Origin of the sequence: Dietzia kunjamensis, from assembly GCF_045689975.1 — a bacterium.
In the GTDB taxonomy this organism is placed as follows: Bacteria; Actinomycetota; Actinomycetes; order Mycobacteriales; family Mycobacteriaceae; genus Dietzia; species Dietzia kunjamensis.
On record NZ_CP143297.1, the window covers coordinates 3,248,918 to 3,270,387 of the forward strand.

The 21,470-nt window shown below is 72.4% G+C and carries 20 protein-coding genes and 2 pseudogenes; 13 read left to right on the top strand and 9 right to left on the bottom strand.

Annotation, left to right across the window (positions count from 1 at the left end; genetic code table 11):
• Positions 1 to 34: 34 nt before the first annotated feature.
• The 4 genes from VZF99_RS15260 (at position 35) to VZF99_RS15275 (ending at position 3,701) form a co-directional block, all read left to right on the top strand.
• The gene (locus tag VZF99_RS15260; protein ID WP_407335261.1) at positions 35 to 838 is read left to right on the top strand and encodes a siderophore-interacting protein; all 804 of its coding nucleotides are present in this window, start codon (positions 35 to 37) and stop codon (positions 836 to 838) included.
• 114 nt (positions 839 to 952) lie between these two features.
• Positions 953 to 1,936: an ABC transporter substrate-binding protein gene (locus tag VZF99_RS15265; protein WP_407335262.1), complete on the top strand. Its 984-nt coding sequence runs from the start codon at positions 953 to 955 to the stop codon at positions 1,934 to 1,936.
• A complete protein-coding gene (locus VZF99_RS15270; RefSeq protein ID WP_132063851.1) occupies positions 1,933 to 2,907 on the top strand; it encodes an ABC transporter permease in 975 nt (324 codons plus the stop codon). The genes VZF99_RS15265 and VZF99_RS15270 overlap by 4 nt, the downstream gene beginning before the upstream one ends.
• Before the next feature lie 2 nt (positions 2,908 to 2,909).
• Positions 2,910 to 3,701 carry an ABC transporter ATP-binding protein gene (locus VZF99_RS15275; RefSeq protein WP_067712961.1) on the top strand — a complete coding sequence of 264 codons (792 nt, stop codon included), beginning with the start codon at positions 2,910 to 2,912 and terminating at the stop codon, positions 3,699 to 3,701.
• 192 nt (positions 3,702 to 3,893) lie between these two features.
• On the opposite strand, the gene VZF99_RS15280 is transcribed toward VZF99_RS15275, so the two are convergent.
• The 6 genes from VZF99_RS15280 to VZF99_RS15305 all read right to left on the bottom strand — a co-directional run bounded on the left by VZF99_RS15280 (position 3,894) and on the right by VZF99_RS15305 (position 10,491).
• Positions 3,894 to 4,739 (bottom strand): glycosyltransferase family 2 protein, encoded by an 846-nt coding sequence (locus VZF99_RS15280; protein ID WP_407335263.1) that lies wholly within the window; start codon positions 4,737 to 4,739, stop codon positions 3,894 to 3,896.
• A complete protein-coding gene (locus tag VZF99_RS15285; protein WP_407335264.1) occupies positions 4,736 to 5,842 on the bottom strand; it encodes a glycosyltransferase in 1,107 nt (368 codons plus the stop codon). The genes VZF99_RS15280 and VZF99_RS15285 overlap by 4 nt, the downstream gene beginning before the upstream one ends.
• The gene (locus VZF99_RS15290) at positions 5,839 to 7,044 is read right to left on the bottom strand and encodes a glycosyltransferase (RefSeq protein ID WP_407335265.1); all 1,206 of its coding nucleotides are present in this window, start codon (positions 7,042 to 7,044) and stop codon (positions 5,839 to 5,841) included. The genes VZF99_RS15285 and VZF99_RS15290 overlap by 4 nt, the downstream gene beginning before the upstream one ends.
• Positions 7,045 to 7,148: 104 nt before the next feature.
• Positions 7,149 to 8,591, bottom strand: coding sequence for a glycosyltransferase (locus VZF99_RS15295; RefSeq protein ID WP_407335266.1), 1,443 nt, complete (start codon positions 8,589 to 8,591; stop codon positions 7,149 to 7,151).
• On the bottom strand, positions 8,588 to 9,610 hold the full coding sequence (locus tag VZF99_RS15300) for a hypothetical protein (protein WP_407335267.1): 1,023 nt from the start codon (positions 9,608 to 9,610) through the stop codon (positions 8,588 to 8,590). Before VZF99_RS15300 ends, VZF99_RS15295 begins: the two co-directional genes overlap by 4 nt.
• Positions 9,607 to 10,491, bottom strand: coding sequence for a WcbI family polysaccharide biosynthesis putative acetyltransferase (locus VZF99_RS15305; protein WP_407335268.1), 885 nt, complete (start codon positions 10,489 to 10,491; stop codon positions 9,607 to 9,609). Before VZF99_RS15305 ends, VZF99_RS15300 begins: the two co-directional genes overlap by 4 nt.
• 61 nt (positions 10,492 to 10,552) lie before the next feature.
• Between VZF99_RS15305 and VZF99_RS15310 the strand changes: the two genes are divergently transcribed.
• The gene (locus VZF99_RS15310; protein ID WP_407335269.1) at positions 10,553 to 11,677 is read left to right on the top strand and encodes a glycosyltransferase; all 1,125 of its coding nucleotides are present in this window, start codon (positions 10,553 to 10,555) and stop codon (positions 11,675 to 11,677) included.
• A 27-nt stretch (positions 11,678 to 11,704) separates the two neighbouring features.
• Here the strand turns inward: VZF99_RS15310 and VZF99_RS15315 are convergent, their stop codons facing one another.
• Positions 11,705 to 12,382, bottom strand: a complete 678-nt coding sequence (locus tag VZF99_RS15315) for a DNA alkylation repair protein (RefSeq protein WP_407335270.1) — start codon at positions 12,380 to 12,382, stop codon at positions 11,705 to 11,707.
• A 97-nt stretch (positions 12,383 to 12,479) separates the two neighbouring features.
• On the opposite strand from VZF99_RS15315, the gene VZF99_RS15320 reads away from it, so the two are divergent.
• From VZF99_RS15320 to VZF99_RS15340, 5 genes and pseudogenes are all read left to right on the top strand, one after another.
• Positions 12,480 to 12,914, top strand: a complete 435-nt coding sequence (locus VZF99_RS15320; RefSeq protein WP_154830094.1) for a pyrimidine dimer DNA glycosylase/endonuclease V — start codon at positions 12,480 to 12,482, stop codon at positions 12,912 to 12,914.
• 22 nt (positions 12,915 to 12,936) lie between these two features.
• Positions 12,937 to 14,157, top strand: coding sequence for an alpha/beta hydrolase (locus VZF99_RS15325; protein WP_407335271.1), 1,221 nt, complete (start codon positions 12,937 to 12,939; stop codon positions 14,155 to 14,157).
• A gap of 74 nt (positions 14,158 to 14,231) precedes the next feature.
• Positions 14,232 to 14,669 (top strand): nitroreductase family deazaflavin-dependent oxidoreductase, encoded by a 438-nt coding sequence (locus VZF99_RS15330; protein ID WP_120285517.1) that lies wholly within the window; start codon positions 14,232 to 14,234, stop codon positions 14,667 to 14,669.
• 57 nt (positions 14,670 to 14,726) lie between these two features.
• The gene (locus tag VZF99_RS15335; RefSeq protein ID WP_120285518.1) at positions 14,727 to 15,656 is read left to right on the top strand and encodes a patatin-like phospholipase family protein; all 930 of its coding nucleotides are present in this window, start codon (positions 14,727 to 14,729) and stop codon (positions 15,654 to 15,656) included.
• A pseudogene (locus VZF99_RS15340) lies at positions 15,653 to 16,288 on the top strand (NAD(P)-binding protein); the annotation flags it as partial. The gene VZF99_RS15335 and the pseudogene VZF99_RS15340, both read left to right, overlap by 4 nt.
• Positions 16,289 to 16,681: 393 nt before the next feature.
• Here the strand turns inward: VZF99_RS15340 and VZF99_RS15345 are convergent.
• Positions 16,682 to 17,623, bottom strand: coding sequence for a GlxA family transcriptional regulator (locus tag VZF99_RS15345; protein ID WP_120285520.1), 942 nt, complete (start codon positions 17,621 to 17,623; stop codon positions 16,682 to 16,684).
• 107 nt (positions 17,624 to 17,730) lie between these two features.
• Here VZF99_RS15345 and VZF99_RS15350 point away from each other — a divergent pair, with 107 nt between their 5' ends.
• From VZF99_RS15350 to VZF99_RS15360, 3 genes and pseudogenes are all read left to right on the top strand, one after another.
• Complete coding sequence (locus VZF99_RS15350; RefSeq protein ID WP_096906522.1) at positions 17,731 to 18,042, top strand: putative quinol monooxygenase; 312 nt, start codon at positions 17,731 to 17,733, stop codon at positions 18,040 to 18,042.
• A gap of 595 nt (positions 18,043 to 18,637) precedes the next feature.
• Positions 18,638 to 19,738 (top strand): annotated as a pseudogene (locus VZF99_RS15355) (ISL3-like element ISPfr2 family transposase); the annotation flags it as partial.
• Between the two features lie 114 nt (positions 19,739 to 19,852).
• Positions 19,853 to 20,041: a hypothetical protein gene (locus tag VZF99_RS15360; RefSeq protein ID WP_143337732.1), complete on the top strand. Its 189-nt coding sequence runs from the start codon at positions 19,853 to 19,855 to the stop codon at positions 20,039 to 20,041.
• 45 nt (positions 20,042 to 20,086) lie between these two features.
• Here VZF99_RS15360 and VZF99_RS15365 read toward each other — a convergent pair whose 3' ends face one another.
• Positions 20,087 to 21,343: a glutaminase gene (locus VZF99_RS15365; RefSeq protein WP_096906520.1), complete on the bottom strand. Its 1,257-nt coding sequence runs from the start codon at positions 21,341 to 21,343 to the stop codon at positions 20,087 to 20,089.
• Positions 21,344 to 21,470: the final 127 nt, after the last annotated feature.

The following is a 21,470-nucleotide window of genomic DNA, read 5'->3' on the forward strand; positions in this document are numbered from 1 at the left end:
GTCACCTAACTAACCCAGGTCGAAGGAGAATGACGTGACTCGCCCCCAGACCCGCCCGCCGCTCACCCTCACGGTGCTGCGTACGGAGCCGGTTACCGCGCACCTCGTGCGGGTCGTCCTCGGCGGGGACGGCTTCGACTCGTTCGCCGTCCGCGCGGAGACGGACAGCTACGTCAAGCTCGAACTGCCCCACGCCGGGGAGACGGTCGTGCGCACGTACACCGTCCGACGGGTCGACGCGGACGCTCGCGAGATCTGGATCGACTTCGTCGTCCACGGTGACGAGGGTGTCGCCGGTCCGTGGGCCCGGTCCGTCGCACCCGGCGCCCTGGTCCCGGTGCGCGGCCCCGGCGGCGGGTACCGGCCGGACCCGGAGGCGGATTTCCACCTGCTGGTCGGGGACGAGACCGCCGTGCCGGCGATAGCGGCGGCGCTGGAGTCGCTACCGGAGGACGCCACGGGCGCGGTGTTCCTCGAGGTGTCTGACGACGACGACGAAATCCTGATCACCGCGCCGGCGGGCGTGGAGATCACCTGGGTGCACCGCGGAACCTCCTCGGCGGACGCCGGCCCCGGGATGATCGACGGCGAGGCACCGCTGATCGACGCGGTACGGGGCATGCCGTGGCCGGACGGGGACGTGCAGGCGTTCGTCCACGGCGAGGCCGAGACGGTGATGAAGCACCTGCGCCCCTATCTGCGCACCGAGCGCGGCATCCCCGCCGCGCGGGCGTCGATCTCGGGATACTGGCGGCGCGGGCGCTCGGAGGAGGGCTTCCGCACCTGGAAGCGGCAACTGGCGGAATCGGAGGAGGCGCCGCAGCAGCCCGTGAGGTGAGTCCGGGCTCACCATGACCGGGCGACCCGGTAACCTCATGTGCCAGCACCGTTCGCATCCGGCCCCTCGCGTGAACACCGTGAGGCCCAGAAGGCACAGACAAGGGCATGGCATATGGCATTCTCACGCGCGAAGCTCATCACCGGACTGGTCGCCACCTCGGCACTCGTCCTCGCAGGTTGCTCGGGCGGTGGTGAGGACGACGCCGCCGGTGGTGGCGGCGAGTCCTACCGCATCGGCATCAACCAGCTCGTCCAGCACCCGGCCCTCGACTCCGCCACGGCCGGCTTCAAGGAGGCCTTCTCCGAGGCCGGCGTCGAGGTCGAGTTCGACGAGCAGAACGCCAACGGCGAGCAGGGCACCGCACTGACCATCGCGCAGCAGTTCGCCTCCGACGACCTGGACCTGGCCCTGGCCGTGGCCACCCCGGCCGCCCAGGCGATGGCGCAGAACATCACCGACGTGCCGCTGCTGTTCACCGCGGTGACCGACCCGGTCTCGGCGGAGCTGGTGGACTCGATGGAGGAGCCGGGCGCCAACGTCACGGGCACCTCGGACGCCGCCCCGATCGAGAAGCAGCTCGAGCTGCTCAAGGAGATCGTCCCGGACGCCGAGCGCATCGGCATCGTCTACGCCTCCGGCGAGGTCAACTCGCAGGTCCAGGTGGATCAGGCCCGTGAGGCCGCGGGCCCGTTGGGCCTGGAGATCGAGACCCAGACCGTCACCACGGTCAACGAGATCCAGCAGGCCGTCGAGGCCCTCGGTGACGTCGACGCGATCTACGTCCCCACGGACAACATGGTCGTCTCGGGCATCGCCTCGCTGGTCCAGGTCGCCGAGAGCAAGCAGATCCCGGTGATCGCCGCGGAGTCGGGCACGGTCGAGGGCGGCGCCGTCGCCACCCTCGGCATCGACTACACCGAACTGGGCCGCCAGACCGGCGAGATGGCACTGCGCATCCTTCGCGACGGTGAGGACCCGGCCACCATGCCCGTGGAGACCGCCACCGAGTTCACCTACGTGGTCAACGAGGACGCCGCCGAGCGTCAGGGCGTGACGATCCCCGAGGACATCCTCGCCGAGGCTGAGAAGAAGTGATCGGGACCGTCGAGGTAGGCCTCATCTACGGGGTCATGGCGCTGGGGGTCTACCTGACCTTCCGCGTGCTCAACTTCCCCGACCTCACCGTCGACGGCAGTTTCACCACGGGCGCCGCGACGGCGGCCATGGGCATTCTCGCCGGCTGGAATCCGGTGCTCGCGACCCTCGCGGGTTTCGGAACCGGTTTCCTCGCCGGCACGGTCACGGGACTGCTGCACACCAAGGGCAAGATCGACGGCCTCCTCGCCGGTATCCTCACGATGATCGCGCTGTGGTCCGTCAACCTGCGGATCATGGACGGCGCGAACATCCCGCTGCTGCGCAGCGACACCGTGTTCACTCCCCTGAAGGACGCCGACCTGCTGGGCGAGTGGCCCGGGGTGGCCATCCTCGCGGTCGTGGTCCTGCTGCTCGGGTTGGTCGTCCTGTGGTTCCTCACCACCGACCTCGGCCTGTCCATCCGTGCCACGGGCGACAACGGCCCCATGATCTCCTCGTTCGGCGTCTCGACCGACTTCACCAAGACTCTCACGTTGGCCCTGTCGAACGGGTTCGTGGGCATGTGCGGCGCGCTCATCGCCCAGTACCGCGGTTTCGCCGACATCTCGATGGGCATCGGCCTCATCCTCGTCGGCCTGGCCTCGGTGATCATCGGGCAGGCCATCCTCGGCCAGCGCAAGCTTCTGCTCGCGGTGCTCGCCGTGATCCTGGGCGCCCTGCTCTACCAGCTCATCATCTTCGCGGCCCTCCGCGTCGGCCTGGATCCCAACGACATGAAGGCCGTCACGGCCATCCTCGTCGTGGTCGCGCTGCTGCTGCCCCGCTGGAAGGGCGCGGGCGGACGCTTCGGACGCAAACCCACCACCCCGGTCGCCGCCAACGAACGAGCGGCGGCGGGAACCGGGACCGCCGTCGGCGCGGGACCCGAATCCGCCGGCGCCGCCGCGACCGGCACCAAGGAGGCGTGACGATGCTGACCGTCACCGGAGTGTCCAAGACGTTCTTCCCCGGCACCGTGAACGAGCGCCGGGCGCTGCACGACCTCAGTCTCACGCTCGCCGAGGGCGACTTCGTCACGGTGATCGGTTCCAACGGCGCCGGCAAGTCGACACTGCTCAACGCCGTCTCCGGGCGGTTGCTCGCCGACAGCGGGAACATCGAGATCGACGGCACCAACGTCAACCGCCTGCCGCAGCACCGGCGCGCCAAGTACGTCGGCCGCGTCTTCCAGGACCCGCTCGCCGGGACCGCGCCCAACCTCACCATCGAGGAGAACCTGTCGCTCGCGCTGCTGCGCGGCCGCCGGCGGGGGCTCGGCCCGGGTCTGAGCAAGAAGCGCCGTGGCCGGTTCGCCGAGCAGCTCTCCATGCTGGAGCTCGGTCTCGAGGACCGGCTCACCGCCAAGGTCGGCCTGCTCTCGGGCGGACAGCGGCAGGCGCTCTCGCTGCTCATGGCCGGGTTCACCCAGCCGCGCATCATGCTGCTCGACGAGCACACGGCGGCTCTCGACCCGCAGCGTGCGGAGCTGGTCACCACGATCACCGAGCGCATCGTCCGCGAGGGCGGTCTGACCACCCTCATGGTCACGCACAACATGGAGCAGGCCATCCGCCTGGGAAACCGGCTCATCATGATGCACGAGGGCCGGATCGTCTACGAGGCCGACGCCGCGACCAAGTCCGCGCTCACCGTGCAGGACCTGCTGCGCGAGTTCACCAACATCAAGGGCGCGACCCTGTCGGACCAGGCCTTCCTCGGCTGACCCGCCCCACCCGCCGAGCGCGCCCCGCGCCGGCGGCGACCCGACCAGGCCCCGCTGGCCGCCACCCCGACCGGGCCCCGCCGCCGACCGCCCGGCCGCCCGTCGAGCAGAGGAATTCGCACACCCGCTTCTCGGGCGATACGCGCGAGATCCTCTTCTCGGCGCGCGTGGTGCTGTGGGCAGGGGTGCGACTCAGCGCTCGACGGCGCCAGCGGCCTCCCAGCCGTCGCCGCTGCGGCGCACGAGCCCCATCTGCTCGAACTCCTCGAACCAGCCCGGGGCCGGCCAGTCACCCCAGCGCTCGGCGTAGTGGGCGCCGTTGCGCAGCAGGTCGGCAAGGTGGTCGACCGGCGGATCGGCGACCGGGTGCCACCGGTGATAGGCATGGGCGCCGGCCACGAGCAGCACCGGCACGCGGCGGTACAGCACCCTGCGCCCGAAGTCGGTGTCCTCTGCGCCGTAACCGGTGAAGGCCTCGTCGAACCCGCCGAAGTCCGCGCGTAGGCGCGCCCACAGCGCCGGGCGCAGAGCGAACGACAGGGACCAGAACATCCCGAACTCGTCCGGCTCCAGCGCGCGGATGCCCCGGGCCGGGAACGGGCGTGCCGGGTGCGGGTCGGTGAAGGCTGGCAACTCGGCGGGGTCGGGGGCGCCGGCGGACTCGGGCAGGTAGGTGACCGGGCCCAGGCCCACGGCGCCGTCGGGCAGTTCGGAGTAGTACCACCCCAGGTCGGGGCCCGGCATGCAGTCGACATCGAGGAAGACGATCAGCTTCGCGCCCAGCTCGGCCGCTCTGTCTCCGCCGAGATTGCGGCTCCGGGCGACGGGCAGGTCGGGGCCGGCCTCCAGCTCCACGACCTCGACACCGTCAGCGGCGAGTTCCTCGGCCAGGTCGGCACTGCCCGGCCGCTCGGGCAGGACCACGACGTGCCGGGCGCCGGGCAGGTGCCGGGCCATCGCCCGACGTTGTGAGCGGAGGTGCTCGGCGCGACCGGGCGTGCAAACGGTCACCACCGCGATCGACGAGGCGGCGGTCACAGCGCGGCCTCCGCCGCGTGACGGGCCCCCTGGCCCGCCGCGTGACGAGCCCCGTGGTCCGCACCGTGGCCTTCCGTCTCGTGACCCGCGGCGACCGCGGTGAGTACGCCGGCCAGGCGTGCGGCCGCTCCGTCGACCTCCCACGCCTCCCGCAGGCCCGACCCGGCACCCGGGGTCGAGCGCGCGCGCTCGAGCGTGCGCCCGATCGCGTCGACCAGCTGCTCCACCGGGTCGTCGCGGCCCACGACCTCCGCCAGCCCCAGCTTCCGGAGGGTGTCGGCGGTGGCGTCCTGCTCGCCGAAGGGGCGCTCCTCGGGAGTCACGACGACGTGGGCGTCGGCGGCGGCGAGGTCGGCGATCGAACTCTGCCCGGCGGCGGTGATCACCACGTCGGCCCGGCACAACTCCTCCCACGGGTCGGCCACCCAGCGTCCGCCCGGCCCGCCGAGCGAGATCCACTCGACGTCGCCGAGTAGCCCGGGAACGGCGTCCCAGCGGGCGTCGTGGCCGGCGCCACCGGAGCCCCGCAGATGCAGGATCCTCGGTCGGCCACCGCCCCGGGCGCCCGGGTCGGGAGCGCGGTCGGCGAAGCGCGAGACCCCGCCGACGGGCACCAGCGGGCGGTCCGCCCCGGCGGGGACCGGCGCACCGGCGGCGCGCGGCCACCCGGCGACCAGGGCCGAACACACCCCGTGCGCGAGGACGTGCGGGGCGTCGTCGCGGCACCCCGGCAGCACGGTGGTGACCACGGGCGTCCCGGTCAGCCGCGCGGCCAGGGTCACCTCGACGGAGATGTCGCTCCAGAACACGTCCGGCGCGGTCCGGTCGATCCACCGGGCGATCATCGCCATGCGCTGACGGAGCCCGGTCTGCCCCAGCGGCACCCAGTGCAGCCTGCCTCCGGCGGTCGGGTCCGCCACCGGCCCGGCCTCGTCGTAGTCCAGTGGGAGCGGGAGGACCCGGATCCGCCCGGGGACGGGATTGGCGTCGTCGCGGATGCGGGCGGAGGTGAGTATGGTGACCTCGTCGTCCAGGTCGGCGGCGACCGAGAGCGCCCGCTGCACGTGGCCGTTGCCCTGGTGGTGGGCGTAGATCCCGATCACGACGCGGCGCCCACCAGCAGCCCGCGCAGGCGGGCTTCGAGCAGGTCGATGCGGGCGTCGTGGGAGAACGCGGCCGCGGCCGCGCGGGCGGTCGCGGCGCGGTCCAGCGTCAACGCGGCGGGGATGCCGGCCGCGAGGGCGGACGCGGGGTCACGGCCCGGTTCGACGAGCACGACGCCGGGTTGGCCGCTGAGGATCTCTCGGATGCCTCCACGCGCCAGTGCCACGACCGGGGTACCGCAGGCCAGCGCCTCGACGGCGGTGAGCCCGAACGGCTCCTCCCAGCACGGGGTCACCAGTGCGACCGCGGCCGAGGCGACGAGCGGGACGAGCGCGTCCCGACCGAGCGGACCGTGGTAGCACACGCTGTCGCCGGCGTCGCGCAGCCGGGGCGCGAGCACCCTCTCCATGTACCGGTCGTCGCCGACCCGGCCGGCCAGGTCGAGCCGGAGCCCGGTGCGCCGGGCCGCCTCGACCGCCAGGTGCGGGCCCTTCTCCGGAACGATCCGGCCGGTCCACACGGCGCGGGGACGGTCGGTGGGCCGGGTGCCGACCCGGGAGGTGCGCCCGGCGACCGGTCGGGCCGCAGCGGTGGTACCGGCAGCGGCGGGCCGAAAGGTGGAGCGGGCCCCAGTCCGCCCGGCGGCCCCTGTCCGGGGGCGCCAGACCTGCAGGTCGACCCCGTTGGGCAGCACCTCGGCGCCGTGAGGCACCCGCCAGGACCCCAGGACGGAGCGACTCACGGCGAGCACCCTGCCGGTCGCCGACCCCAGTCGGTCGAACGCCTCCTGCATGGGCGCCAGCTGCGGGCAGTGCAGGGTCGTGATCATGGGCGTGGCCATCGCGGCCGCGCGGACGAGCGGGACGTGCGACAGGCTGTGGTTGAGCACCACGTCGAACCCGGACACCGCCACGTGGTCCATGAGGCGCTCGAACTCCGCGGCGTCGGCCTCGTACCCGCCGGGCGGGTAGTAGCTGTCCCCGCGTCCGGTGGCGGCTGCCAGGGTGGTGAACTCGTGGCGCCGGTCGTGACCCTCGCTGCCGGCGGCGGCGTAGAGCGTGACACGGTGTCCTCGTGCGCGCAGGTCCCGCACCTCCTTGGCCACCACGACCTCGAGCCCACCGGCGTACGGCTCCCGGATGGGGAACCGCGACGGGCCGATCACTGCGATGTCGAGTAGATCCTCGTTGCGGGCGTCCACGGGCCCCCTCTCGTCTCGTCGCCCCCGGCGGGTGCGGGTGATGTCGGAACCTCTGATAGTGGCCCCCCTGGGGGCCCTCCGCCACCGCTGGCCACCCCCGGCGCTCACCAGCCGCCGAGCACCCTCTCGAGCCGCACCCCCGCGCCGTCGTCGTCGATGCCGCGGACGCCGGCGTGCGACGCCGTGACCGCGGTCGGCTCGGGTGGCTGCTCGCCCCAGTGGAGTTCGCGTGCGAGCGCCCGCGAGCTGCGGACCTCCGCGAGGCTGTAGCCCTCGTCGTCGTCCAGGGTCACGCTCCCCACCGGTGGGCACAGCGCGCGCAGGCGCCGCGGGTCGAGCGCCCCCGGCGCACAGGGACGGAGGATGTCGACGAGGACGGGGGGACGACGACGAGGGCCCGTGCCCGGCGTCCCGGGCCGCCACCACCGACCGCGCGTCCCGAGGGTCACCCTGGGGTCATCGGCGAAGAGTCGGGCGACCACGGCGGCGTCGGGTGTGGCGGGGTCGACGGTCACGGCCACGTCGCCCCAGGCGAGCAGGGAGAGGCAGGTCGCGGCGGTGGAGCCGGTCCCGGCGAACTCGGGGCTGCCGGCGTGGACGTGGACCGCGACCGACGGCAGGGCGAAGATCCCGGCGGACGGCCGGGTGAGCGGCGAGGCGATGAGGCCGGCCAGGAGGGCGGACTCGGCGTTCTTCTGGGCGAGTTTGCGCGCGAGCGGGTCGGACTCGTCGCGGTGATCGTCCGCGTGACCGCCGTCGGTGTGGTCGGCGTCGGTGTGCTCGGCGTCGGCGCGGCCGGCCCAGTCGGGGCCGTCGTGCCAGGCCACCGCGTCGGGTAGGTAGCGCAGGCGGCCGCCGGCCTGTTCGCAGCGCCACGCCAGATCCCAGTCCTCGCCGCCGTAGCCGACGATGTCCGGGTCGAACCCGCCGGCGAGGTCGTAGAGGCGGCGGTGCAGGCCGCAGGCGGCGGACAACACGCCCCGCCACAGGTCCTCGCCGCGGGTGAGGTCCGCCGTCTCCGCGTAGAACGCCGCAGGCCAGGCGGGGTCGGGGAGAATCTCGTCCGGCTCGACGGTCGGGTCGGCCCCGGTTCGGGTGGCGGCGAACCGGCCGTACCGCCGGCGGCCCACCGCGAGCAGGTCCGGGTGGCCGTCCAGCGCGGCGCACATCGTCGCCACGAAGTCGGGCCCCGGGACGGTGTCGCCGTCGAGGAACAGCAGGAGGTCGCCGTCGCCCGCGCAGGCGCCGAGGTGGCGCGCTGCCGAGGCGCGGAAGCCGCGATCATCCTGGCGCACGACGGTGACCTCGGGCGGGACCACCGGCGCGGTGCGAGAGCCGTCGTCGGAGACGATGACGCGAACGGTCCGTCGGGGGTCGCTCTGGTGGCGCAGCGCCGTGAGGATCCGGTCGAGCATCGGCTGGTCCTCGTAGAACGGGATCACCACGTCGACGCTCTTGGGGACGTCACTGCTCGGGACGTCACTGCTCGGGACGTCACTGTTCGGGACGTCACTGTTCGGTGCGTCAGTGCTCGCGGAGTCTGTCATGCGAGCCATCCCTCCCACGCCCGGCGGTACGCCCGGCCGAGGTCGGCCATCCCCGACGGCGCCGCCTCGCGACGGGTGGGGGACGGGTCGTCGAGGAGTCGGCGCAGGTCGCCGGCGAGATCCGCCCCGTCGGTGATGAGCAGGGAGCCGGGATGCCGGCGCTCCATCTCGCGGGTGTAGTCCGAGTCGTAGACCAGGGGGCGTCGCCCGGCCGCGGCCCAGGTGTTGAGCGACCCCGACGCCGACACGTTCCGGAACAGGGCGACGGGCACGGTGACCTCGCCGAGGACGCGGGCGAGGTCGTCGTCGTCGATCCGACCAGTCACCTCCGCGCCGCCACCGGCGGCCCGGACGGTCTCCAGCGCGGCGTGGACGTAGTCGTCGTGCCCCTCGGCGGGCGTCCCCAACAGGCGTAGTGACACGGCCTCGTCGCCGGCGTCGGCGAGCGCGGCGACGGCGGCGGCCACCACGTCGACGGCCTTCCCCGGGTGCAGGAATCCGAACACGCCCACCGACCGGGCGTCGGGGGTCAGGTCGGCGGGCGGCGCCAGGTCGGGGACGGGCAGCGGGATCACCGCGTCGACGGCGATGTCGGCCGCCGCGCAGAGGTGGCGCTCGTGCTCGGAGCTCACCACGACGAGCCCCGCCGCCCCCGCGATGCGCTGGTAGGCCCGCGTGCGCCGCCGACACCGCTCGGCGCCCTCCGCAGGCTGGGGGACGTCATGCAGGGTGACCGCGATGCGGCGGCCGCGCGCAAGGTCCTCCACGGTCATCGCGGCGTCGTCAGCGGTGGCGCCGAAGAGGGAATCGGTGATGTGCAGGTGGACCGGCACGCCGGGTCGGGCGTCGAGTACCTCGCGTACCCCGGCGACGTCCGCGACCTCCAGCACCTCCGTCCCGGCCGCGCGGGCGCACTCCACCGCGAACCGGGTCACCCCGTGTTCGGGCGGCCCCAGGGCGAGTGTGATCGGTGCGATTGTCAGCGGCGCGCGCTGCTCGCCGGCATGCCCTCTGCTCACCTCAGCCCCAGCATCTCGATGCGGGCGGCGTGCCGACGCAGGCCCTCCTCCACCACTCCGGGCGTGGCCGCGTACCAGTCGAGGTGGGCGTCGACGATCTCGCGGCTGGGCACCGGGACGCCGTCGACCAGCCACTCGCCCGAGCGGGCGCCCCCGGTGCCATCACCGGCCACCAGGCCGAGCGCCCGTGCGACGGTCGACTCCACCGGCGCGCGCGTGGCGCCGAGGGGCTCGCGGTCGCCGATGCGGGGCGGGTCGGTGAGGAGGCCTGCGGGCAGGCGCTCGATGATGCGGTCGAACACCGTGGCCAGCGTGCGCCGGTCGGGGTGGTTGATGGTGTGCCAACGCGGGACCCCCGCGAGGAGGTCCGAGGCGACCAGCGTCCCGTGGGCCTGCTCGCGCACGCGCAGCGCCTCCACCGACTCGGTGGCCGAGGCCCGCGCCTGCTCGGGGGTCGGAGCGGCGTCGAGAACGCTCCGGTCGCCGGTCGCGGCGGCGACGATCGCCCGCAGGTCGTGGTACGGCGCGATCGGCGGGACCAGGGAGCGGTCGTGGGGCGGGCGGACCAGCACCTGGTACGGATGCAGTCCGGCGTACCGCAGGACGGGGGTCAGCACGACCGTGGCCGAGGCCGGCAGGCGCGCGGCGAGCTGGCGGTGTCCGAGCGGCAGGTCGCGGTAGTCGTTGCGAACGGGTTGGACGATCAGCACGTCCGTGCGGGCGAGGTCCGTCTCCAGGCCTGGCAGGTCGTCGGCCGTCATCTCGTACACCGGCCGCACGTCCACCACCCGGACCTCCGCGGAGGTCCGGAGCAGGTCGCGGTAGACGTCCGCCTGGCAGTTGCCGATGACCATGACGGTCGGGAGGTCGGGGGTGCTCACCGGGCCGAGCGTATGCAGGGGCCCAGGTGGCGGCAACCGGCGGGCGTGGCACGGTGGCGGGGTGAACACTGTCTCCTCTCCGACCCCGCCGCCGGTCCGGGTGCGCTCTGTGCCGGCCGGGCACGACTACGTCCGCCACGCCATCTCGCCCGCGGCCGGCGTGACGGTGCTCGCGGACCACGTGCTGGATCCGGCCGAGCCCGCCCGGTGGTGGCCGCACCCGGCGCTCGAGGCCGCCGACCGTCCCGAGGTCCTCGACGGGGCCGACCTCGTGCATGTGCACTTCGGCTACGAGCATCGCTCCCCCGGGCAGATCGCGGAGTTCGTGGCGGCGTTGCGGTCGCGGGGCCTGCCGCTGGTGGTCACCGTGCACGATCTGACCAACCCGCACGAGCCCGACCCCTCCGCCCATCTCGAGCGCACCGGCCACCTCGTGCGGGGCGCCGCCGCGGTGATCACGCTGACCCGCGGCGCCGCCGCGGAGATCCGCGAACGGTGGGGAGTCGACGCGCAGGTCCTCCCGCATCCCCGGCTCATGGCCGCGGAGGTCACCGAGCCGTACCGGCTCGCGCGGCTCGATCGCTCCGGAGGCAGGCGCATGGTCGGTGTGGTGCTGGGCTCGCTGCGCGCGGGAGTCGCCGGCGAGGAACTCCTGGCCCCGCTGGTCACCGCGCTGTCCGAGGGTGCCCACCTGACGGTGATGGTTCGCGCGGACGCCCTGGCCGCCGCGCGCGATGCGGAGCATCCCCGCCACGCGGCCGCGACCGCGCTCGACCGGCTCGACGCCCATCCGGACGTCGAGGTCCGTGCCCACGACCACCTGGCCGACGACGAACTGTGCGCGGCCCTGGCCGGATTCGACGCGCTCGTCCTGCCCCACCGCCACGGCACCCATTCCGGCTGGCTGGAGCTGTGCCGCGATCTGGGGCTGCCGCCGGTCATCCCGCGGATCGGGTACCTGGCCGAGCAGTGGGACCCCGGCGTGCTCGGATCGGGGTCGGCCGGATCGGGCACGGCCGTCTACGACCCGGGCCACCCCACCGCCGACGACCTGCGCCGGGCGCTGATGGCCGCCCTCGACGGCCCGCCGGTCCCGGCGCGCGCTCCCGCGTCCGAGGACGCCGCGGTCGCCGCCGCCCACGCCCGGATCTACCGACACGTGCTCTCCGCTGCTGCCGAGAGGTAGTGCAGCGGGGCGGACCCGGTCGGGTCGTCAGGCCTCCTGGCGACGGACCATCTCGCCGATCCACTCCGGCGCGTACGGCGAGGTGCAGTTCGGCGGCGTCGGGTAGTCACGCAGCACACCCAGGCGCTCGCCGATCTCCAGTGCGCGCGCCCGCAGATCCGGATGCTGGATCCCGATCTGGGCCAGGCACGTGTTCATCTCCCACTGCAGCCGTTCGTGGGCGCCGGCCATCTCGGCCTCGATCACGTCCAGCAGCGCGGGCAGGTCCAGCCCCTCGGGCTTCTTGGCCACCCGGTCGGCGGTGAGCGCCCAGCCGGCGGAGGCGACCACCGGGTCGGCGTCGTCCAACCACGCCACGCGCAGGTTCTCGGCGTGCGGGCCCTTCATCACGACGTAGCCGACCAGCCAGTCGTGGACCTTCCGGGTGCGGGCCTCGCGCAGCATCGTGTCCAGCTCGGTGGCCGAGAACTCCCTGGGCCGGCAGATGAGCAGCGCGAGCAGCCTCGCGGCCGAGTCGCCCGTGGCCCACAACTCCAGCGCCAGTGGATGGTTCTTCTTCACCCGCTTGGCCACCGCGCGAAGCTTGGTGAGGTTGACCGCGTGGTCGTCGCCGTGCCGCTCGTTGACCTCCAGGATCCGCGCGTCCTCGAGCTCCGCGAGTTCCGCCATCACCTCGTCGCGGGTCGGCGTTGTCGTCGTCGTCATCGTCGTCTCCTCGTCCGTCCCTGGCGGCACCGTGCGCGCCTCGCGGTGCTTCCCGTCCGCACCGCGTCGGCGCCCCGCCCGCACCTATACTCGCCGGGTGCGCCTGTGGAGCATCGATCCCGTCCTGCTCGACCGCGCCGCGCTGGTCGCCGGGTGGCGCGAGGGGCTCCTGGCCCAGAAGGTACTCCGCGGGCTGACCAAGGGCTATCGCAGCCATCCGCAGCTCGAGCGCTTCCGCACGCTCCCCGACCCGGTCGCGGGGGTCGCCACCTGGCTGCACGGGCTGGCCGACGCCGCCGAGGTGCGCGGCTACCGCTTCGACCGCACGCGCGTCGTCCTGCCGCCCGGGGCGGAGCGCCTGCCGCTCACCGACGGGCAGCTCGCGCTGGAGTGGGCGCACCTGCGGGTCAAGGTCACCGACCGTGACCCCGCGTGGCTGGACCGCCTCGTCGCACCGCGGCCGCACCCGATGTTCGACCTGGTCCCGGGTCCGGTGGCCGCCTGGGAACGCGCACCCCTACCGGAGGCCTGACATGCCGACACCGTTCGTCCGAGTGCCTTTGCCCGTGGTCCTCGCCCCCGCCGCGGTCTCCACGGCGCTGGCGTTGTGGCCGATCCGCCGACCGTTCGCCGCCGCGACCGCCGGCTGGGTGTGGAGCCTGCCCGCGCAGGAACTCCCGCTGCACGTCGGGGCGCTGGTCGGGGCCGCGACCGCGCCCGCCCTGGCCGGTCGGGCCGCACGCCCATCCGATCGCGTGGGGGTCGGCATCGCCGCGCTGACCTGGTCGGGGCTGGGCGTCGTGCTGTCGCGGCACCTCGCCGCGAAGGCCGTCCTCGACCGCGCGCTGGCCGAAGGGCTGGGCGACGGGCTGGGCGACGGGCCGGGCGAGGGGCTGGGCGAGGGGGAGACGACGACGAGACCGTCGGCCCTCCACCGCACGCCGTGGCCGAGAGTGCTGTTCCGCCCGTGGCCGCTGCGGCCGCGCGGGGTGCGGGCCCGCCGGGGCATGGTCTACGGACCGGACCCGAAGGCCAACCGCTTCGATCTCTACACCCGTGCCGGCTCGCCTGGAGCCGGCGGCGACGCTGGCGGCAGCGGTGGACATGGCGGCAACGGCGCCGGTGACGTGCGCGGGGTGCTCGTCCACATCCACGGTGGGCACTTCCGGGCCGGCGGCCCGAGCCGGGAGTCGCGAGCGATGCTGTTCGACCACGCCGCACGCGGGTGGGCGGCGATCAGCACCACCTACCACCTCTCGCCGACCCCGGAATCGGGATTCCCGCAGCACCTGGTCGACGTCAAACGGCTCCTGGGCTGGATCCGCACCGAGGGCCCGGCGCACGGGATCAGGGCCGACGCGCCGATCGTGGTGGCGGGCAGTTCGGCCGGGGCACACCTCGCGACGATGACCGCCCTGACCGGGGGAGATCCCCGATTCCAGCCGGGATTCGAGGACGCCGACACCACTGTCGCCGGCGCGATCGGGTTGTACGGCTACTACGGTCGCCTGGGCCTCGAGACCCGGGACGTCTCCGACCCCGTGCGGCACGCGGCATCCGGCGCCCCGCCGGTGGCGATCATCCACGGCACCCACGACACCTACACGCCGGTGAAGGGGTCACGCCGACTCGTACGGCACCTGCGCGCCGGATCGCCGAACCCCGTGGTCTACGCCGAACTGCCCGGAGCCCAACACGGGTTCGACGCGGTGCGCTCGCCGCGCTACCTGGCGGTCGTCGAGGCGGTCTCGAGATTCACCGACCGACTCGCCTGATGTGGGCAGCGAGCGCGCCTTGCCAAGCGTAGTGTCGCCCTGAGCCGACGGAACCCCATCACCGAGGAGCCCCGATGCCACTGTCCGGCGAGTACGAGCCCAGCCCGAGCGAGTGGGTTCGGATGCAGGTCGAGACCTACGAGAAGACCGACGGCGCGGAGGGCGGCGACCTCGCCGGCATCCCCGTGGTCATCGTGACCACCGTCGGCCGGAAGTCCGGCAAGCTGCGCAAGACCCCGCTGATGCGCGTCGAACACGAGGGGTCGTACGCGGCCGTCGCCTCGCAGGGCGGCGCTCCCACCCACCCGGTCTGGTACTGGAACATGAAGGCCGACCCGCACGTGGAGGTCCGCGACAGGGACCGGGTCGGCGACTACACGGCCCGCGAACTCAGCGGCCCCGAGCGAGACCGGTGGTGGGACCGGTCCGTCGCCGTCTACCCTGACTATCGCGACTACCAGCAGAACACCGACCGGATCATCCCTGTGTTCGTATTGGAGCCGCGCGATTAGGATCAGCGCGGGGCTCTCCGGGGCGGCGCCCCCCGCGGGACACGGGGAGGGCGCCGAATGAGTCGCACCGCTCTCGTCCTCGGCTGCGGGGGCACGATCGGTGGGGCCTGGATGATCGCCGCCCTCCACGCGCTCACCGAGCAGACGGGATTCGACCCCCGGGAGGCGGACGTCCTCCTGGGGACCTCGGCGGGCGCCGAGCTGGTGACCATGCTCGCCGGCGGCATCGGGGTCGACGAACTGGTCGATATGCAGCGCGGGCAGGCCTGCGACATGCGACTCCGCGAACACGTCGCCTCCACCCCGCCCGGGCGGCCGCCACTGCCCCGGCTCCCACTGCTCAACCCCGGTCTGCTCCGCACACGGTCCGGACTGGGCGCCCTCACCGGTATCGCGCCCACCGGCCGAGCCGACGCCAGCTGGCTGCAGCGGCTCGCCGAGGGCTTCGAGGTCGGCGCCTGGCTCCCCCACACCGGTGCCCGGATCGTAGCCTACGACGTCCTCGCCGGGGAGCGGGTACTGTTCGGCGCCCCGGGCTCGCCGATGGCCACCGTCGGCGAGGCGTTGCGCGCCTCCTGGGCGACCCCCGGGTGGATGCCGCCGGTGCCCGTCGGTGACCGGATCTTCGTCGACGGCGGCATGGGCTCCACCGCGTCCGTGGACCTGATCGGGCCGGAGGACGCCGACCTCGTGTTCGTCCTCGCCCCCATGGCCTCGGCGCCCGGCGTCCGCGTCCCCGGCCGGGGCGGCGGGATCGAGTACGGGCTGATCCGCCGCCCGATGTCCACCCAGCTGCACGACGAGGTCGCCGCCGTCCGTGCGCGCGGCGCCACCGTCGTCCCGATCCTGCCCACCACCGTCGACCTCGCCGGCCTCGGCGCCTACTTCATGAACGCCTCCCGACGGGAGGCGGCGTTCGAGTCGTCCATGGTGACCGCGCCGGACACCGTCCGCGATGCGCTGACGGACAACGCGGTCGACGTGTGAGTCCGGGTCGATCGCGCGAGGGGCGCGAGCCGCGCGTGGTGATCGTCGGGGCCGGGGTCGCCGGCATCACCGCCCTGCACGTCTTCCGCGAGCGCGGCTTCGCCGACGTCACCGTGCTGGAGAAGGGCTCCGACGTCGGCGGGGTCTGGTACTGCAACCGCTACCCGGGCCTGACATGCGACGTGCCGTCCCAGCTCTACCAGTTCCGGTTCGCGCCGAAGCCCGACTGGTCTCGCGTGTGGGCCGACGGCGCCGAGATCCAGCGCTACCACCGCCGGGTCGTCGACGACCTCGGCCTGGCCGGGCACATCCGGACAGACACCCCGCCACGGAACTCCGCCAGTCCGGGGACGTACTACCGCGCCATCCAGCGCAGCGACGCCGAGCTCGTCACCGACGCCATCGCGCAGGTCACCCCGGACGGGATCCGCACCGCCGACGGCACCGAGCGGCCCGCCGACGTGATCGCGCTGGCGACCGGCTTCCGCGCGCACGACTACATGCGTCCCATGGAGGTCGTCGGACGCGACGGCCGCACCCTCGAGCGCGAGTGGGCCGACGGCCCGCGCGCCTATCAGATGACCGCCGTCCCGGGCTTCCCCAATGCGTTCACCGTGCTGGGCCCCAACTCGGCTCTTCCCAGATGAGGGTGTAGGTCGGCCGGGCGCGTCGGTCCGCAGATAGACGTCGAGATCTCCCGACGATGGAGGTTCCTACGCCATCCATCCGAAAGACCTCGACGTGTCCGACGCTACCCCGCCGGCCGGCTTCGGCCGCCCTGACCTGACCGCCTTCGCGGCTCATCCCAATCGACCCTGATCGGGTCTGCTGACCCCCTCGACGAGAACGGAGCGACATCACAGCCACCCAACCCCGACCGTCCGGGAAGCCGGGACACGTCACATGGCCTGTGCTGCGGGCGTGTCGAGTGGGTCGTCCAGGGGCGACGCAGGAGCGTCGACGCGACGTGCTGAGAGGTGGTTCCAACCGGGCGCTAGGACACTGGCTACAGGCATGGCGATAGGTCAGGAACGGCGTCGCTCCCTGCGCAGGAGGGAGCGCAGAGTCTCGGCGTTCGCGTAGCCGACACGTAGCGCGATCTCGGCGGAGGTGAGGTCCGTGGTTGCTGAGAGGTGCCGAGCTCGTTCGATGCGAAGCCGTTGGACGAAGCCGAGCGGAGTGAGGTTGAGCGCCGCACGGACTCGTCGTTCGAGGGTGCGCCGGCTGGTGCCGAGCGACTGCGCGATGAAGGCGACGTTCAACGGTTCGTCCAGGCGGGCGCGCACGAAGCGTTCGAACTCGACCACGATCGGGTCCTCGTGCCGGAGATGTTCGTAGGCGACGAAGGCCGCCTGCGACGGGCGCTCGTCGATGATGAGGAGCTTGGCGACATGTTGGGCCAGGTCGGGGCTGATCGATCGCACGAGTGAGAGCGCGAGGTCGATGTGGGCGAACGCGGCGCCGGCGGTGACGAGGTTCCCGTCGACCACGACCATGGTGTCGAGATCGAGGGCGACGGTCGGATAGCGCTTCAGGAACTCCGGCCCCAGGAACCAGCTGGTCGTCGCCCGCCGATGATGCATCCGTCCGGTCTCGGCGACAGCGAACACGCCGGTGCACGCCGCGGCGATCCGGGTGGTCGCCTCGTCGAGGCGCCCGAGCGAGGCGATGACCGAACGAGCATCTCGGCTCTGGAGGGCGTCGTTGGTAGCGGCGGCCGTAAGGGTTCCAAGCGCAGGGACGACGACCACGTCGAACTCTGCGGACTCCGACAGCGGGTGGTCCACCGACAGGGTCATCGATGCCGTCGTGGTCACTCGCCGTTTCGGACCGAGGATGGCGAGTGTGATCGGGTCGATCCGCGGGTCGACATCGCCGCGGGCTCCGTCGGCCACCCGCACGATGTCGATGATCGACGCGATAGCCGAACCGAAGCAGCCGTCGATCGCGATCAGTCCGATACGCATGGCGTAAACAATAGCAATGCTGCCGTATACGCCACTTCCCACCGGCCCTCGCTCGTCATACGCTGAACTCGTCCCACGAAGAACCCCGATTTCTAGGAGAGTCCCTCATGTCCACACCCGCATCACTTCCGTATGCCTTCGTCGCCAAGATCGTCGCGGCCGATGGACAGCACGACGCGCTCGCCGATCTGCTCGCCGGCGCTGTCGCACTCGCCAACGAAGAAGCAGGAACGATTGTCTGGTTCGCGGTCAGGACCCACGCCGACACCTTCTGGATCTTCGATGCATTCCCCGACGAGTCCGCTCGCGACGCCCACGCCAACGGCGCCATCGTCGCAGCCCTGACGGACAACCAGCACCTCCTCGGCGCAGCACCCGAGATCTTGGCGGCCGACGTCCTCGCGTCCAAGCTCCCGTAGTCCGCCAACGCACGAGACGATCGCGCCCCGCCGAGCCGTCGCCAGGTCGCGACGCAACGCCATGCTGCGTTTCCGAGCGGTGCGAGGCCTATCGGCACACGGACAGGATGCAGGCCACGAGCGCTCAGCCGGCGAGGGGTCCGTCGCAGAGAAGAGCGACGTCGGTGTCGGGCAGAGCCGTGAGGCCAGCGCATCGCACGACCACCAGAACCGAACCGCCCCTGCCCTGCGTTTTCGCAGGTCAGGGGCGGTTCGCCGGAGCCGTCTGTCGGAATCGAACCGACGACCTAATCACGTCGGCTTTGCGTCTATCGCTTGATGCGCCCACTGGGCGAGCGATCCGCTGACCTGCGCAAACGCCGAGCGTGGGGGACGCCGCCATCCGGTGGTGACCGACGACGACCGACCAGTACCGACCGTTTCACCGGAGCTTGCGGCGGCGTCGAAGCCGAGCAAGCTCCATTCCTTTAGCTCACCGCGCCCTCATCCTCGCCGGTCCCGTCGTCGTCGAAGACGTTTCAGGGGTCTTCTCAGATGACGGTGTAGGTCGGCCAGTCGCGTCAGTCCGCAGATAGACGTCGAGGTCTCCCGACGACGACCGACCGTGCTGGAAGTTGTAGTGCGCCGCTACCGCTGTGCCGACTGCGGACACGTGTGGCGCCAAGACACCAGCGCCGCGGCGGAGCCACGCGCGAAGCTCTCGTGCACCGGGCTGCGGTGGGCGCTGGAAGGGATCGTGGTCGCACACCTCACCGTCGCCCGTGTCGCCGAGGGACTCGGGGTCGCGTGGGACACCGCCAACAACGCGGTCCTGGCTGAAGGCAAGCGGCTGCTGATCAACGACCCCACGCGGTTTGAGGGCGTGAAGGTCATTGGCGTCGATGAGCACGTCTGGCGCCACACCAGGCGTGGCGACAAGTACGTCACCGTGATCATCGACCTCACCCCGGTCCGCGATGGCGCCGGCCCAGCAAGGCTGCTGGACATGGTCGAGGGCCGGTCGAAGGCGGCGTTCAAGACCTGGCTCGCCGACCGCGACGACGCCTTCCGTGACGCCGTCGAGGTGGTCGCGATGGACGGCTTCACCGGGTTCAAGACCGCCGCTGCAGAGGAGATCCCGGACGCGGTCACGGTGATGGATCCCTTCCACGTCGTGCGCCTGGCCGGTGACGCCCTCGACAGGTGCCGGCGCCGGGTCCAACTCGCGATCCACGGGCACCGTGGGTTCAGGGACGACCCGCTCTACAAGTCGCGGCGCACGCGGCACACCGGCGCGGACCTGCTGACCGACAAGCAGAACGACAGGCTACGCGCGCTGTTCGTTGATGACGCTCACGTCGAGGTCGAGGCGGCCCGGGGTGTCTACCAGCGCATGATCGCCGCCTATCGCCACGAGGACCGGCAACGTGGCCGCGAGCTCATGGAGAAGCTGATCACCGACCTCAGCGCCGGCGTCCCCAAGGTGCTCACCGAGCTCACCACCCTGGGCCGGACCCTGAAGAAGCGAGCCGCTGACGTGCTCGCCTACTTCGAACGACCCGGCACCAGCAACGGGCTGACCGAGGCGCTCAACGGACGGCTCGAACACCTGCGCGGCTCCGCACTCGGGTTCCGCAACCTGACCAACTACATTGCCCGAAGCCTGCTCGAGACCGGCGGCTTCAGACCCCAACTCCTACACCCCCGATTGGGATGAGCCCCCAACTCCCCCACCGGCTCGATCTCACTGCAGCACACCGCCGAGCTCACCGCCCGGTACATCGCCCACTGGATCGAACTCCTCCGCGAGGGCGCGATCCGGTCGGTGGAGGTGACCGAGGAGGCGACCGCCGAGTTCAACGACGACGTCGCCGGGGCGATGGGGCCGACGGTCTGGAACACCGGCTGCCACTCCTGGTACTTCCACGACGGCGGCACGATCGACCTGTTCCCCTTCGACCGGGCGCGACTGGCCGAGCTCATGAGGGAACCGGACCACTCGCACTTCCGGGTGGGCTGAGTGCCCGGTGCCGCTGGGTGCGCCGGGCTGGCGCGCCCGGGCTAGCTAGCGGGCCGCCCGCCGGTTGACCGGCCGGGTCCCGTCGCCCAGGTCCGGTCGGGGGAGGCGCCGGCCCGGGTCGGCCAGACCGACGACGTGGCCGTCCGCCGACAACCGCGTCATCGCCTCGAGCAGCATCCGGCGCGCGCTCGTGTTGACCGAAGACACGCGGCTGAGGTCCAGGGTCACCTCGCTCGGCCCCTCGGGGATCTCGGCGAGACGCCGCAGGACCTGCTCGGCGCTGGCGAACGTCATGGGGCCCTGCAGCCGGAAGGTGCGGCGCCCGGAGATCTCGTCGAACCGCACCGAACGGACGGCCTCCACGTCCGTGACGGTGGTGTTCATCAGGTGCAACTCGAGATCGTGGGACAGCCGCTCGAAGGTGCGCACACCCTCCACGCTGTGGCCGTGCTCGTCGAGTCGCGGGGAGAACACCCCGAGCCCGACCTGCCCGGGCAGGGCACCGAAGATCCCGCCCGACACCCCGCTCTTGGCGGGGATCCCCACGGTGGACATCCAGTCCCCGGCGGCGTCGTACATCCCGCAGGTGGCCATCACGGCGAGCACCTGCCGGGCGACCGGCGCCGAGACCACCCGCTCCTTGGTGACCGGGTTGATGCCGCCCGTCGCCAGCGTCACCGCCATCACCGCGAGGTCGCGCACGGTCACCCGATAGGCGCACTGCCGGGTGTAGCCGCGCACCACCTCATCCGGGTCGTTCGCGATGATCCCGCCTGCGCGCACAAGGTTGGCCATGGCCCGGTTGCGGAACGCCGTTCGCAGCTCGGAGTCGAGCACGGCGTCGTCCACTCCGAGCTCGCGGCCCGCGAAGGCGGACAACCCCTGCCTCACCGCCTCGTCACGGTCGTCCTGGGTCGCGTCGGGCTCGCTCACCAGCGTGTGCGTGGTGATGGCCCCGATGTTGATCATCGGATTGCGCGGCCGGCCCGTCTCTCGGTCCAGGGAGATCTGGTTGAACGCGTCCCCGGACGGCTCCACCTCGACCTTCTCCAGGACCGCCTCGATTCCCCGGTCCCGCAGCGCGAGCGCGTAGACGAACGGCTTGCTCATCGACTGGATGGTGAACTCGGCGTCCGCGTCCCCGGCGGTGTAGACGATGCCGTCCATCGTGCAGGCGGCCACCGCGAACCGGTCGGGGTCCACGGCCGCGAGTTCGGGGATGTAGTCGGCGAGCCGGCCGGCGTCACCGTTCGAGCAGGCGTCGCGGATCTCGAGCAGATAGTCAGGTACCGGCGTCTTCACGCCACCAGCGTGTCATGCCGGAGGGCCCGGGGCGGCGTGTGCACCGCCCCGGGCCCTCCGGCACCGCGAACCGGTCGCGGCCATGATCGTCGTCAGCGCTCGTGGTAAGTGGTCGTCAGTGGTCGTG

Coding starts and splice junctions, on each gene's coding strand:
- VZF99_RS15265 (WP_407335262.1), top strand. CDS start 953: ATGGCATTCTCACGCGCGAAGCTCATCACCGGACTGGTCGCCACCTCG.
- VZF99_RS15275 (WP_067712961.1), top strand. CDS start 2,910: ATGCTGACCGTCACCGGAGTGTCCAAGACGTTCTTCCCCGGCACCGTG.
- VZF99_RS15295 (WP_407335266.1), bottom strand. CDS start 8,591: ATGACAGACTCCGCGAGCACTGACGCACCGAACAGTGACGTCCCGAAC.
- VZF99_RS15315 (WP_407335270.1), bottom strand. CDS start 12,382: ATGACGACGACGACAACGCCGACCCGCGACGAGGTGATGGCGGAACTC.
- VZF99_RS15330 (WP_120285517.1), top strand. CDS start 14,232: ATGCCACTGTCCGGCGAGTACGAGCCCAGCCCGAGCGAGTGGGTTCGG.
- VZF99_RS15335 (WP_120285518.1), top strand. CDS start 14,727: ATGAGTCGCACCGCTCTCGTCCTCGGCTGCGGGGGCACGATCGGTGGG.
- VZF99_RS15345 (WP_120285520.1), bottom strand. CDS start 17,623: ATGCGTATCGGACTGATCGCGATCGACGGCTGCTTCGGTTCGGCTATC.
- VZF99_RS15350 (WP_096906522.1), top strand. CDS start 17,731: ATGTCCACACCCGCATCACTTCCGTATGCCTTCGTCGCCAAGATCGTC.